The following is a 12,739-nucleotide window of genomic DNA, read 5'->3' as shown; positions in this document are numbered from 1 at the left end:
CGTGAGCGGGAATGATTTTGTCGTCGTAGCCAACCGGTTGCCGGTAGACCTCACCACCGCCGACGACGGCACGGAAAAGTGGATCGCCTCCCCCGGCGGTTTGGTTACCGCCCTCACGCCGGTGCTGTCCGCTCACCAGGGCTGCTGGGTCGGCTGGCCAGGGGTGGCCGACGCCGCCCCCGAGCCCTTCCGCACTGACGACGGAGTGCTGCTCCACCCCGTCTCGCTCACGAGCGACGACTTCGAGCGCTTCTACGAGGGATTCTCCAACGCCACGCTGTGGCCGCTCTACCACGACCTCATCGTCACCCCGACGTACAGCCGTTCCTGGTGGCAGGCGTACCGCGACGTTAACCACCGCTTTGCCGTAGAGGTCGACCGTGTCGCCGCGCACGGAGCAACCGTCTGGGTGCAGGACTACCAGCTCCAGCTCGTCCCCGGCATCCTGCGCCAGATGCGTCCGGACTTGACCATCGGCTTCTTCCTGCACATCCCCTTCCCCTCCCCGGATTTGTTCCGCCAGTTGCCCTGGCGCGAGGAGATCGTGCGCGGGTTGCTGGGCGCCGACGTCATCGGTTTCCATCTCAAGGCCAACGCGGATAACTTCCTGCAGCTCGTACGCAGCGTCTCCGGTGTTTCAGGTGGGCACACTGGTCTGCCTGATTCCTTCGAGGTCACCGGCCACGCCAGCGTTCGTGAGATCACCGCCCACGTCACCTCTAGCGATGGTCGCTCGGTGGGCGTTGCGGCCTACCCCATTTCGATTGATCCCACGGACCTGGTGGAGGTGGATAAGGCGCACGTCGCAAAGCTTCGCGAACAGCTCGGTGCCGACACCACGCTGCTGCTGGGAGTCGACCGCCTCGACTACACCAAGGGCATCCTGCAGCGCCTCAACGCTCTGGAGGAGTTGCTTGCCGACGGCGCCCTTGCTCCCGAAGACGTCACCTTCGTGCAGATTGCTACGCCCTCGCGCGAGCGCATCGAGCACTACCAGCGCACCCGCTCGGCCGTGGAGGAGGCTGTTGGGCGCATTAACGGGCGGTTTGCCACGCTGGGGCACCCGGTCGTGCACTACCTACATCAGTCGCTGCCCAAACCGGAGCTGCAGGCCTACTACGCGGCCGCCGACGTCATGGTGGTCACGCCGTTTAAGGACGGCATGAACCTGGTGGCCAAAGAATATGTGGCCACCCACGGCGATGGTTCGGGTGCGATGGTGTTGTCCGAGTTCGCCGGTGCCGCCGCTGAGCTGAATCAGGCGTATCTGTGCAACCCGTTTGATATGGAGTCGGCCAAGCAGGCGATCGTGCAGGCGGTGCAGGGGCTTAAGCGCACCCCGGAGGTCACAGCTGAGCGGATGCGCGCCATGCACGCACAGGTCATCGAGCACGACGTGGATCTGTGGGCGCAAGCATTCCTGGACAGCCTGAAGAAGGCCCAGTAATGAAAAGGCTTCTCATCGCGCCGCTGTGTGCGGGACTGCTCGTTGGTTGTAGCTCGGGTGCACAAGAAGATCAGGTCATAGGCCAGACCTGGCAGGTCACCGACGTCTACCTCACCGAGGAGGCCCCCTCCGCCCTGCCCGAATCCGCAGCCGGCACCGCCAACATCCGCCTGACCGAGCACAGCGCGGTCACCCAAACCGGCTGCGCGATCATGCGTGCCAAGATCGAGCTCGACGAGCAGCACGTCACAATCCAGGATGTGCAGCTCAAGGAGCAGGATCAATGCGAGGGCGCTCGCGTGCACGTCCACCAGCTCATGACCGACGTGCTGGTGCCGGGGCGAAACTTCGAGATCCTGCGGCCTGGCCCCACAGAGATGGTGTGGCGCGATGCCGACTCGGTGACTGGGCCGTCGATACGCCTCATGACCGTCTAACCTGGACGGCATGCACACCACCGAGCTTGCGCAGACAGATCACCTTTTCGTCGTCTCCGATTTCGATGGAACTCTCGCCGGTTTCTCCACCGATATCTACGATGTTCCGGTCAATCTCCAGGGCCTCGGTGCCCTGACCCGCCTGGCGGGGCTGCCGCGCACCACGGTCGCGGTGCTGTCCGGGCGCCACTTGGAGGGCTTGGTTCAGGTGTGCCGGCTGCGCGCCCCCGTCCTCATGGCGGGCTCACACGGCAACGAGTCGCAGCTGGCCGCCGAGCCCACCCCGGAGCAGAAGGCGCTGCTCGATGAGGTAGAGCGCCAGCTTGCGCCCATCATGGATGTGCCCGGCGCGGGCATCGAGCGCAAGCCTTTCCAGCGCGTGGCGCACGTGCTCGAGCTTTCGCAGCGTGACCCGGCAGAAGCCGAGCGGGTTCTCGCAGCAGCCCGCGCCCTTGATGTGCCAGGCGTGCACGTCACGCTGGGCAAAAACATTGTGGAGTTCTCTGCCACCGATGTGACCAAGGGGACGTGGATCGATCAGGCACGCACCGAACTGGGCGCCACCTCCACCGTCTTTGTCGGCGACGATGTGACAGATGAGAACGGTTTCCGGGTGCTGGGGGAAAACGACCTGGGCGTCAAGGTCGGTGAGGGAGAAACCGCCGCCGGCCTGCGCGTGGCTGACCGGGATGCGGTTGCCGAGTTCTTCACCGAGCTCGCCGACGCCCGCACCGCCCACGTTGCCTACCCCAAAGACACCGCGGGCCGGCTGGAATGGGCCATCGCCCACTTCGCCGCCGTGTTGTACCAGCTCAAGGACGAGACTGCCCCCACTGCCTGCGCCGGGTGGAATGCCCGCGACCTGGTGGACCACGTAACCAGCTGGCTTCCAGAGATGGCCGGGCGCGCTGCCGTACGCCATGACAACCTGGTGGACCAGTTCCACGCCTTCGCCGGCCTGGTGCGCCAGATGCTGGAGGCCGGCGACATGGAGGAGGCCATTCGCGGCTTCCTCATCCCGGATCTGTTCATTCACACCTGGGACCTGGCCGTTCCCAACGGCATCGAGCACCACCTGAGCGAAGAGGTCGCTCAGGGGATCGCGAAGGGCTACTCCCAGGACCCGCAGAAGTTTGCCGCCCCCGTGCCGGCCGACGCCGGCGCCAGCGAAGTGGACAAGCTTATGGCTCTAACGGGGCGAGAGTTGCCCCAGGAATAAGGTGCGCCTTGAGCAGGACCCGCTTGGGGTCAGCCGGGGCTTGATCCTTCAGCCGCTCGGTGACCGCGGAGGACAGCAGCTTCCCGCACATGCGGCCTTTGGCCTTGAGCGGCTGGGCGATCGTCGTTAAGCCCCGAGCCTTGGCCAGCTCGATCCCGTCGAAGCCAGTGATACTGAGCTCGCGCGGCACCTCAATCCTTTGATCGTGGGCGTACGCCAGCGCCCCGAGCGCCATCGAGTCGGTGGTGCACACCACGGCGGTGAGATCGGGGTTGCGCTCTAAGAGCTCGCGCGCGCCATCGGCCGCGCTGGCCTCGTCGTTGTGGTGGCGGGTCACAATAGGAATGGTGCGCTTATCGACGCCCCACGCAGCCAGCTCCTCCAGCACACCGTGGACCCTCGCCCGCTGGACATGCAGGTCGGCGGTGGGAAGTTCTGCGGGTGAGACTGGGCCGTCGAAACGCGCACGCATGAGCCTCTTGGCCAGGATTCCGATGCGACGGTGCCCCGCCTGCGCCACCGCGCGAGCCGCCAGGGCCGCCGAGGACGCGTCATCAATGCCGACGAAAGAGTGCCCCTCCACGTCGTAGGGCTGATCGCACACCACAAAGGGCAGGCCGGTGGTGCGCACCGCAGCCAGGCCGGGGTCGTCGCTGGCCACCGAATACACCACGAAGCCATCGACCACCACGGAATCCACGAGTCCCCGGTTTCCCCCATCGGAGCCGGTGGGCACGAGGGTCAGGGCGAAGGGCGAATCGGCAAGCCCGGCCAGAAACTCGACGGAGGCGTAATCCTCGAAGGCGTAGGACAAGTCCTCGGTGAGCAGCACGCCCAGGGAGCCCACCCGGCGGGTGCGCAGGGAGCGGGCGGTGGGATCCGGGCCGGGGTAACCACGCGCCTCGGCGGCAGCCAGGATGCGGGCGCGCAGGGCGGGCGAGAGTTGGTCCGGGTGGTTGTAGGCGTTGGACACGGTCGTGCGTGAGACCCCAAGATCTGCGGCCAGGGAGGCGAGGGTGCCCCGCGGGCGACGCTTGTGCATGGTGGCCGATGTTAGTAGATCGCTGTCATTTTCAACTTATTTTCATGTTGACAACTTTTCCCAATACCATGAGGGTGGAAAGCATGACAACTCGTATCGCATCCTTCGGGGCCGTAGCGATCGCCGGCCTGACTCTGACCGCCTGCTCCACCGATTCTGCGCCCCAGGACGCCGCGCAGGACGCCACCATCGACATCGTGGCCTCCACCTCCGTGTGGGGAGATGTGGTCTCCGCTGTGGTGACCGACGGCGGCGAGGTCTCCGCCATCGTGGAAGACTCCGCGATCGACCCGCACAGCTTCGAGCCCTCCGCCACGGACCTGGCCAAGGGCATGGAAGCCGACATGGTCGTGGTGGGCGGCGGCGGATATGACGCTTGGCTGTACGAGCCGCTGGTCAACGACGGCAAGGAAGACAAGATCGTGCATGCCCTGCCGCTGGTGGCGCACTCGCATGATCACGGCGACCACGACCACGCGCACGGCGAGGAAGGCCACGATCACTCGCACGATGCCGAGGGGCACGACCACGACCACGCGCACGGCGAGGAAGGCCACGATCACTCGCACGATGCCGAGGGGCACGACCACGACCACGCGCACGAGCACGGTGCCGAGTCGGAAGGCCACGAGGGCCACAACCACGAGCACGCGATCGAGACTGTCGATGGCAACGAGCACATCTGGTTCGACGTCGATGCCGTGTCCGCCGTCGCGGAGGACATCGCAACCGCTGCTAAGGAGAAGTCCCCGGAGGCCAAGGCCGACGCTAAGCCGGTGACCACCCGCATGGATGATCTGCGCACCCGTCTCGAGGCTCTCCCCCACGCCAAGGTCGCCCAGACTGAGACCATCGGCGACTACCTCATCGACGACTCCCACCTCGAGGACGTCACCCCGGATAGCTACCGGCAGGCCGCGCTGAACCACGCCTCCCCGTCCGCGGCCGATCTGGCTGCCTTCCTGGACAAGATCAACAACGGTGAGGTCGATGTCCTGCTCTACAACCCGCAGACCGAGACGGACCTGACTAAGCGCGTCCACGACGCGGCCGTGGAAAAGGGCGTCAAGATCGTCGAGATTGGTGAGGTCGCACCGGAGGGTGTGAACTTCCTCGACTACTTCGAGCAGGTTGTCTCCGCACTGGAAGAAGCCACGAAGTAGTGCCACTTCTCCGATTTACCGAGGCCGCGGTAGACCCCCTTTGGTCCGGCCTCAACCTCGAGGTCGAGCCCGGTGAGTTCATCGCCGTGCTCGGCCCTAATGGCGTAGGCAAGTCAACGCTGCTGCACACGATCCTGGGCACCCGGCAACTCTCCCGTGGCCGGGTGGAGCTGTCTGGCCGCACCGGATTCATCCCGCAGCAACGCATGTTCGAGGCCGAGCTGCCGATGCGGGCTCGCGACCTGGTTTCCCTCTCGCTGGCGCATGGGGTGTTGACTGGGAGAAGTGCCTCGCGCGAGCGTGTCGACGCCCTATTGCGCACCGTCGGCGCCCAAGGGTTCGCCGATCACCGCGTGGGCCGGCTTTCGGGCGGACAGCAGCAGCTGATCCGCCAGGCGCAGGCCTTGGCCAACGACCCGGACCTGTTGCTGGCCGACGAGCCGCTGCTCAGCCTCGATGTCGCCCGCCAGCAAGACGCCGTCGCGCTGTTGGATGCTCGCCGCCGCGAACACAACACTGCCGTGGTCGTGGTGACCCACGGCATTAACCCCGTTCTGCATGTAGTCGACCGCGTGCTCTACCTCGCCCCGCACGGGCACACGCTGGGTACCGTCTCGGAGGTTATGCGTTCCGACGTCCTCAGCGAGCTCTACGGCACCAAGGTCGACGTGATCGAGCTCGACGGCCGAATGGTGGTGGTCTAGATGGAAAGCTACTTCGCTGATACCAATGCCCTGCTCCAGGTGGGCTTTGTTCAGCAGGCAGTGATCGCCTCTGCGCTGCTGGGTGTGCTCTCTGGCGTGATGACCCCGCTGATTGTGCTGCGCCGCATGTCCTTCTCGGTGCACGCCACCAGCGAGCTCGCGCTTATGGGTGCCGCCGCCGCCCTGCTGTTCGGGTTCAACCTGGGCTTCGGCGCGGTGGCGGGTGCTATTGCCGCGGCCATCGTCTTGGCTGTGCTGGGATTCCGGGGCCAACAGGACTCGTCGATAGGCGTGGTCATGAGCTTCGGCCTGGGCTTGTCCGTGCTGTTTTTGTACCTGTACCCGGGCAACTCCACCACGGCAATGGCGCTGCTGACCGGCCAGATCGTGGGCGTTTCCAGCGCCTCCACGTGGCTGCTCGCCGGGGTGACAGCGCTGGTGGTAGGCGCTGTGGTGCTCATCTGGCGCCCGCTGTTGTTCGCGTCGGTAGACCCCGCGATGGCACAGGCCAGCGGTGTCAACGTTCGCCTGTACTCCGTGATCTTTGCCGTGCTGGTTGGTTTGGCCTCGGCCCAGTCCGTGCAGATCGTGGGTTCGCTTTTGGTCATGGCTCTGCTGATTACCCCCGGCGCGGCCGCTGCCCACGTGACCTCGTCGCCGGTGAAAACGGTCGTGCTTTCGGTGATCTTCTCCGAGATCTCCGCGGTGGGCGGAATTGTGCTCTCACTCGCTCCCGGGCTGCCGGTGAGCGTGTTCGTGACCACGATCTCCTTCCTCATCTACCTCATCTGCCGCGCTATCGGAGGCATGCGGGATCGCCGCGTCCAGGTAGCATCGCGGCATGACGATCACCCCCACACGCCATAGCATCGACATCGGCGGTCGTACTCGCACCTACCTGGAGGTGGGTGAGGGCGACCGCGTTTTGCTATTTCTGCACGGCTCAATGCAGTCGGCCTCCGTCGCCCGCCGTTTCACCGCCAACACCTTCGACAACCTGGGAGTCAAGGTGCGCTACCTCGACGGCGTGGAGCGACACTTCAACGACGCCCGCCGCAACCTGCCCGAGCGCACCCGCGAACTCGGCGTGGATGACGTCGCCTTCGTCGAGGCGCTTGCCGGAGAGGAAACCTACGCGTGCGGTTTCTCCAACGGCGGCCACATGGTGCTGCGTGTGCTTCACGACACCCCCGGCCTCCTGGCAGGCGCCGCCACCTTCGCCGCGAATTTGCCCACCCCGGACAACCTGATCGACGGGCTGGGCACGCCAGAGCCCACCCCGTTTTTGACCATCCACGGCACCGCTGACCCGATCTCACCGTATGAGGGTGGGCTCGTGGCGCGCGGCCGAGGCACGGTGGTCTCAGCGCGCGAAACCGCCGAGTATTTTGCCTTCGGCGCTACGGATCCTGTGCGCGAGGAAATAGCCCCCGGCGTGATCACCGAAACTTGGGGGGAAACCCAGGCGCGGCTGATCACCGTCGAGGGCATGGGGCACGTCGTCCCCTCCCCCGCGCGCACGGACGCACGCCTGGGACCGAACTCTGATCACATCGTGGCCGCCGAGGCGGTGGCGGACTTCTTCGGTTTCTAGGCCTGGCGGCGCTGGCGAGCGAACTCGCTGAGCACCACGCCGGCAGCCACTGAGGCGTTGAGGGACTCGACCCAGTCTGCGGTGGGGATGGACATGATCACGTCGCAGTTTTCGCGCACCAGGCGCGAGATGCCCTTGCCCTCCGAGCCGACGACGATGACTACGGGATCGGTGCCGCCGTCATAGGTATCCAGCGTGTGCTCGCCGCCGGCGTCCAGGCCGACGATCTGGTAGCCGTTCTTCTGGAACTCCTTGAGCGTGCGCGTCAGATTGGTGGCGCGCGCAACGGGCAGGCGGGCTGCGGTGCCGGCGGAGGTACGCCAGGCCACGGCGGTCACGCTGGCTGAGCGGCGCTCTGGGATGATCACGCCGTTGCCGCCGAAGGCCGCGGTGGAGCGGATAACCGCGCCCAGGTTTCGCGGGTCGGTGATGTTGTCGAGGATGACGAACATGCCCGGCTTGGGCTCCTCGGCCGCCTTGGCGATGAGGTCGAACACGTCCGCGTACTGGTAGGGCGGGATCTCCAGACCCACGCCCTGGTGCAGGGTGGAGCCGGTCATGTGGTCGAGCTCGTGGCGCTGCACCTCGCGCACAATGATGCCGCGCGAGTTGGCCAACGCTACCGCTTCGGACAGGCGATCGTCGTGGCCGGTGCCCATGGCTACGATCAGCGCGTTGGCCGGCACCTTGGCGTGCAGGCACTCGATGACGGGGTTACGGCCCACCACCAGCTCAGTCTCGTTGACCTTCTCGTGACGGCCCGAGTCGCGACGCTGGCGCTCCAGCTTGCGCTTGTGTGCCGCGTGGTAGACGCGATCCTCGGCCTTCGGGGTCGCACCCTTGCCGCGCAGGCCCCGGCGGCGCTGCCCGCCCGACCCCTTGGTCGCACCCTTCTTGTTGGTCTTGCGCGTGCCGCGACGGTCGTGGTTGTTATTCGCCATTACTTCTCCTCAATCAGGGCCCAACGCGGACCGTCGGCAGTATCGGTGACCTCAATGCCTGCCGCTGCCAGCATGTCACGAACAGCGTCCGCAGTGGAAAAATCCTTCTCCGCACGCGCCCGGGTGCGCTGCTCCAGGGCATGGGAAACCAGGGCCTCGAGGGCAGCATCGCTTCTCGACGCCCTCTGGCCGCCCTCAGCAGGATCCACACCCAGAATCTGGGCCATCGCACGCACCTGGGCCGCCAACTCGCGCGCCTTCTCGGTTTCCCCCTCGGCCAGGGCCGCGTTGCCGGCGCGCACGGTGCCGTGGATGACGGCCAGGGCACGCGGTACGGCCAAGTCCTCATCCATGGCCTCGACAAATGCGGCGGGCAGCTCACCAGGCTCGGGCATGTCCAGGCGCTGCACAAAGTCCTCGATGCGTCGGTAGCCGCGGGCGGCCTCGACCAGCGACTCCTGGGAGTACTCCAGCACGCTGCGGTAGTGCGCGCTGCCCAGGTAGTAGCGCAGCTCCACCGGGCGCACGATCTCGAGCATGCTGTCCAGGTCGAGCACGTTGCCCAGCGACTTGGACATCTTCTCGCCCGCCATGGTCACCCAGTGGTTGTGCATCCAGTAGTTAGCAAAACCGTCACCAGCCGCATGCGCCTGGGCGATCTCGTTCTCGTGGTGCGGGAATTGCAAGTCCAGGCCACCGCAGTGAATATCGAAGGTTTCCCCCAGATACCAGGTGGCCATAGCCGTGCACTCCAGGTGCCAACCTGGCCGCCCGTTTCCCCACGGCGTGGGCCAGCTCGGCTCGCCCGGCTTGGCGGCCTTCCAGAGGGCAAAGTCCTGCGCGCCGCGCTTGCCGGCCGCCTGGCCCTCGCCCTGCTCCATCTCGGAGACCCGGTTTCCCGAAAGGTGCCCGTAATCCGAGTTGGCCGCCGCCGACCAGGCAGCGACGTCAAAGTACACGGAACCGCTGTCCGCGTAGGCAAAACCGGCGTCGATAAGCCTGCGCATGTAGTCCACCATCTGCGTGACGTGCCCCGTAGCACGAGGCTCCGTCGAGGGGGGTAGAACGCCGAGCGCGTTGTAGGCGCGGGTGAACTCGCGCTCGTGCGTGGCGACCCACTCCCACCAGGGGCGATCGTTGTCCGCGGCCTTGGTGAGGATCTTGTCATCGATGTCGGTGACGTTGCGCACGAACGCCACATCGAGGCCCTTGGCGATCAGCCAGCGGCGCAAAATGTCGAACGCTACGCCCGAACGCAGATGCCCAATATGGGGCTTGGCCTGCGGGGTTGCCCCACACAGATACACCGACGCGTGCCCCGGCTTGACGGGGACAAACTCGCGAAGACTGCGGGTGGCGGTGTCAAAAATGCGTAAATTCACAGGTCTTAGTCTAAACAAAGAGTTATCCACAGCAGGCGGCGGCGTTGGCGCGGCGAGCGGTCTAGCGTGAGCCCCATGAATCCGCTCGACATCTTGCGCACCCAAGGCCTGGGGTTGCTCGCGGCCATCCGGGAGGCTGGCGACAGCGACCTCCTACGCGCCACCTTCAGCGCTAGCCAGCTGGTGCGCTATCGGCGGGCGGCGGAGATGCTGCATCGCGCTCCCCTGGCTCGGCAGCGCCTGGCGCAGGCTTCCCTGGAGCGGATCCTGGTGATCACTAAACATGCGCGCGGTTTACGCCACGGCGACCGGTATGCGCTGTTGGCCGAACTCGCGCTTCTCGACGGCAGCATCGACGACATCGACCTCAAAGCCCGCGACATCGTTCGCGCCCGCAATGCCGGCAACGGCCCCAACCTAGGCAGGCGAGCCGTACGCGGAGGTAAGACGACCGACACCAACGGCAACCGCACCTTTACCGTCACCGGTCCCGAGCGCGACATCAAGCGCCTGCTGAGCACCCTGGACGCGCGCGCTCGCAGCCTGCGTGCCCAGGACACCGCGTTGACCTACGAGCAGGCCATGTACGACGCCCTCATGACCAGCACCGGCCCCGCCCCGTACTCGCTCATGCCCCAGGTGATTATCCCGCTTCCCGACTGGCTGCGCCTGCGCTCCCACGATGGCGACGAAACCATCTTCGCCGCCACCGATGGCACCACCGTCACCGGTGCAGAGCTGGTTTCGGGACTCATGGCCGACGACCACGTAGCCGTCCTCTACGAGCCGTTGGTTGGCCCCGTCAACGCCTACCGCGCCCAGCGACACGCCAACTCGAAACAACGCCTCATCATCGAGGGGCGCGACCTCATGTGCCAATGGCCCGGCTGCACCACCCCCGCCACCGAGTGCCAAATGCACCACGTCACGGCATGGAAACACGGCGGCAATACCAACCTCGACGGACTCGTGGCCCTGTGCCGAAAACACAACGGGCGTAACGACGACTCCCCCGACCGCCCACCCCGAAACGGCCGAATAGATATCGGGGACGACGGGTCTGTCTACTGGTCACGCGGCGACACAGTGCGCCGCAACAACCACCCGCTCCTGGACAAATCCGGGCGGGCGGTGGCTAAACGCGTGCCTCAATAACCGAGCGCAGCGGGGCGTAGTGCTCCCGCACCGCAGCCGTGTACGCCTCGGTTTCCCCCTTCTCCACAGCGTCCACGATGGCCTGGTGTGCCTCGACGGAGCGCTGCCTATCGGCGACCGACACGACGTCCATATGCAACAGGGGCATGACCTCGTCGTGGACCTGCCAAAAGGCGTCAGACAGCTCGCGCACCAAGGGGTTGGCGGTGCGGGAAACCAGGAGCCGGTGGAAGGCCTGGTCCTCTTCGGCGAAGTGCTCACCGTGGGCGATACGCTCGCGCATCTTCTCCACCAGCGCGTTGAGCTGCTCCACGGTTTCCCCGTCGACGGATCGCGCCAGCTCAGCACCGAGCGAAAGATCCAACGCCTCGCGGGCATCGACGACATTGCCTAGGAAACCAAGGGAGTCGTCAGCCTCGAGAACGGTGCGGAACACTAGCCCGTTGACCAACGGCTCCAACGACATGCCAGACACATAGGTGCCATGGCCGTGGCGCACCGTCACGATGTCCAGCGTGGAAAGGATGCGAATCGCCTCGCGCACGGACGATCGCGAATATCCCAGGCGCTCGCAGATCTCAGACTCGGTGGGAAGGGGATCACCCGTGCGCAAATGCTGCTCGCGGATGTAGCGCTTGATGTCTTCCACGGCGGCTGCGGTCACCGATTGCGGCCGGCGTCGCGGCGTTGGCAACGTCATAGACGTACCCCTTCCCAATTCATCTGACGTTAGACCATACCAAGCTCGGCGAGGATGTCCTCGACGCGCTGAACGTCCTCGCCCTGGAGACGGGAAACCGGCTCCGGCATCTGGTTGGTGGCGAAGATGCCCATGCAGGCCAGGGCGGTCTTGAAGCCACCCACGCCAGCCCCGAAACCGGTAGCCGAACGCGCCACCATGGCCACGCGCATGAGCTCGGCCAGGCGGTCCTGCTCGGTACGCACGGTTTCCCAGTCGCCCTCCTGGTAGGCGCGCCATTGGCGAACGTAGGCGTCCGGGTCGACGTTGCCCAGGCCGGGCACGCAACCATCGGCTCCTGCCATGTAGGCCGCGTCGACGCACACTTCGTGGCCGGTGAGTAGGGATAGGGGCTTGCCGGCGCGTCGATTAGCGAGGGAGAGATACCGGAACGCGACATCGTCACCGGAAGAGTCCTTGACGCCCTGCAGCACGCCGTCGAGGGCGAGCGAGATCAGCAGGTCGACGGGCAGCTTGGTGTGGACACAGACCGGGATGTCGTAGGCGTAGATCGGCAGCTCGGTGGCCGCGCGCAGGAGGCGGAAGTGCTGCTCAATCTGGGGGATACCGCCCAGCGCGTAGAACGGCGCGGTGGCGACGACGCCGGCGATGTCGAACTCCTCGGCGGTCTTGATGTGCTCGATGACGCGATCGGTTTGCGTATCGACGACTCCCACCAGGCAGGGAACGCGGCCCGCAATGGCATCAACCGAGGCCGCGATGATCTCGCGGCGACGCTCGACGGTGGAGAAGGCGACCTCACCCGTGGAGCCCAGGATGAAGAGGCCGTCGACGCCGGCGTCAATGAGGCGGTCGATCTGACGCTGGTAGGAAACCAGGTCGAGCGAGCGGTCGTCGAGAAGCGGGACGGTAACGGGAGGTACAACGCCGCGAATGGGTGCACTCATGGGAATTT

Annotated in this window: 13 protein-coding genes; 8 read left to right on the top strand and 5 right to left on the bottom strand. The window is 65.8% G+C overall.

Translation table 11 applies throughout. The features are described from left to right. Nucleotide 1: 1 nt before the first annotated feature. From FHE74_RS08610 to otsB, 3 genes are read left to right on the top strand one after another with little or no spacing between them, the layout of a single operon-like run. The gene (locus tag FHE74_RS08610) at nt 2-1,447 is read left to right on the top strand and encodes an alpha,alpha-trehalose-phosphate synthase (UDP-forming) (protein ID WP_139466103.1); all 1,446 of its coding nucleotides are present in this window, start codon (nt 2-4) and stop codon (nt 1,445-1,447) included. Then, nucleotides 1,447-1,884, top strand: coding sequence for an META domain-containing protein (locus FHE74_RS08605; protein WP_139466102.1), 438 nt, complete (start codon nt 1,447-1,449; stop codon nt 1,882-1,884). Before FHE74_RS08610 ends, FHE74_RS08605 begins: the two co-directional genes overlap by 1 nt. Nucleotides 1,885-1,894: 10 nt before the next feature. Next, nucleotides 1,895-3,103: a trehalose-phosphatase gene (gene otsB, locus FHE74_RS10840; RefSeq protein ID WP_139466101.1), complete on the top strand. Its 1,209-nt coding sequence runs from the start codon at nt 1,895-1,897 to the stop codon at nt 3,101-3,103. Here the strand turns inward: otsB and FHE74_RS08595 are convergent. Further along, a complete protein-coding gene (locus tag FHE74_RS08595) occupies nt 3,066-4,145 on the bottom strand; it encodes a LacI family DNA-binding transcriptional regulator (protein WP_139466100.1) in 1,080 nt (359 codons plus the stop codon). The genes otsB and FHE74_RS08595 overlap by 38 nt on opposite strands. A gap of 83 nt (nt 4,146-4,228) precedes the next feature. Here FHE74_RS08595 and FHE74_RS08590 point away from each other — a divergent pair, with 83 nt between their 5' ends. The 4 genes from FHE74_RS08590 to FHE74_RS08575 are packed head-to-tail and all read left to right on the top strand — an operon-like array spanning nt 4,229 to nt 7,606. Next, a complete protein-coding gene (locus tag FHE74_RS08590) occupies nt 4,229-5,308 on the top strand; it encodes a metal ABC transporter solute-binding protein, Zn/Mn family (protein ID WP_246049244.1) in 1,080 nt (359 codons plus the stop codon). Then, nucleotides 5,308-6,012, top strand: a complete 705-nt coding sequence (locus FHE74_RS08585) for a metal ABC transporter ATP-binding protein (protein WP_139466099.1) — start codon at nt 5,308-5,310, stop codon at nt 6,010-6,012. The genes FHE74_RS08590 and FHE74_RS08585 overlap by 1 nt, the downstream gene beginning before the upstream one ends. Continuing rightward, on the top strand, nt 6,013-6,879 hold the full coding sequence (locus FHE74_RS08580; RefSeq protein WP_139466098.1) for a metal ABC transporter permease: 867 nt from the start codon (nt 6,013-6,015) through the stop codon (nt 6,877-6,879). Beyond that, nucleotides 6,854-7,606, top strand: coding sequence for a CE1 family esterase (locus FHE74_RS08575; RefSeq protein WP_246049243.1), 753 nt, complete (start codon nt 6,854-6,856; stop codon nt 7,604-7,606). The genes FHE74_RS08580 and FHE74_RS08575 overlap by 26 nt, the downstream gene beginning before the upstream one ends. Here the strand turns inward: FHE74_RS08575 and rlmB are convergent. Further along, nucleotides 7,603-8,547, bottom strand: coding sequence for a 23S rRNA (guanosine(2251)-2'-O)-methyltransferase RlmB (gene rlmB, locus FHE74_RS08570; RefSeq protein WP_139466097.1), 945 nt, complete (start codon nt 8,545-8,547; stop codon nt 7,603-7,605). The genes FHE74_RS08575 and rlmB overlap by 4 nt on opposite strands. Further along, nucleotides 8,547-9,929 carry a cysteine--tRNA ligase gene (gene cysS, locus FHE74_RS08565; RefSeq protein WP_139466096.1) on the bottom strand — a complete coding sequence of 461 codons (1,383 nt, stop codon included), beginning with the start codon at nt 9,927-9,929 and terminating at the stop codon, nt 8,547-8,549. Before cysS ends, rlmB begins: the two co-directional genes overlap by 1 nt. Before the next feature lie 75 nt (nt 9,930-10,004). On the opposite strand from cysS, the gene FHE74_RS08560 reads away from it, so the two are divergent. Continuing rightward, a complete protein-coding gene (locus FHE74_RS08560) occupies nt 10,005-11,084 on the top strand; it encodes an HNH endonuclease signature motif containing protein (RefSeq protein WP_139466095.1) in 1,080 nt (359 codons plus the stop codon). Here FHE74_RS08560 and FHE74_RS08555 read toward each other — a convergent pair. After that, entirely contained in the window at nt 11,065-11,784 is a 720-nt protein-coding gene (locus tag FHE74_RS08555; RefSeq protein WP_139466094.1) for a FadR/GntR family transcriptional regulator, read from the bottom strand. The two genes, FHE74_RS08560 and FHE74_RS08555, sit on opposite strands and share 20 nt — an antisense overlap. Before the next feature lie 29 nt (nt 11,785-11,813). After that, on the bottom strand, nt 11,814-12,731 hold the full coding sequence (locus tag FHE74_RS08550) for a dihydrodipicolinate synthase family protein (RefSeq protein ID WP_139466093.1): 918 nt from the start codon (nt 12,729-12,731) through the stop codon (nt 11,814-11,816). Nucleotides 12,732-12,739 lie beyond the last annotated feature (8 nt).

Source organism: Corynebacterium tapiri (genome assembly GCF_006334925.1).
Taxonomy (GTDB): domain Bacteria; phylum Actinomycetota; class Actinomycetes; order Mycobacteriales; family Mycobacteriaceae; genus Corynebacterium; species Corynebacterium tapiri.
Note: the sequence above shows the minus strand (reverse complement) of the source record. Positions and strands in the feature narration are given on the sequence as shown.

Coding starts and splice junctions, on each gene's coding strand:
- FHE74_RS08555 (WP_139466094.1), bottom strand. CDS start 11,784: ATGACGTTGCCAACGCCGCGACGCCGGCCGCAATCGGTGACCGCAGCC.
- FHE74_RS08560 (WP_139466095.1), top strand. CDS start 10,005: ATGAATCCGCTCGACATCTTGCGCACCCAAGGCCTGGGGTTGCTCGCG.
- FHE74_RS08595 (WP_139466100.1), bottom strand. CDS start 4,145: ATGCACAAGCGTCGCCCGCGGGGCACCCTCGCCTCCCTGGCCGCAGAT.
- FHE74_RS08575 (WP_246049243.1), top strand. CDS start 6,854: ATGACGATCACCCCCACACGCCATAGCATCGACATCGGCGGTCGTACT.
- otsB (WP_139466101.1), top strand. CDS start 1,895: ATGCACACCACCGAGCTTGCGCAGACAGATCACCTTTTCGTCGTCTCC.
- FHE74_RS08590 (WP_246049244.1), top strand. CDS start 4,229: ATGACAACTCGTATCGCATCCTTCGGGGCCGTAGCGATCGCCGGCCTG.
- rlmB (WP_139466097.1), bottom strand. CDS start 8,547: ATGGCGAATAACAACCACGACCGTCGCGGCACGCGCAAGACCAACAAG.
- FHE74_RS08580 (WP_139466098.1), top strand. CDS start 6,013: ATGGAAAGCTACTTCGCTGATACCAATGCCCTGCTCCAGGTGGGCTTT.
- FHE74_RS08605 (WP_139466102.1), top strand. CDS start 1,447: ATGAAAAGGCTTCTCATCGCGCCGCTGTGTGCGGGACTGCTCGTTGGT.
- FHE74_RS08550 (WP_139466093.1), bottom strand. CDS start 12,731: ATGAGTGCACCCATTCGCGGCGTTGTACCTCCCGTTACCGTCCCGCTT.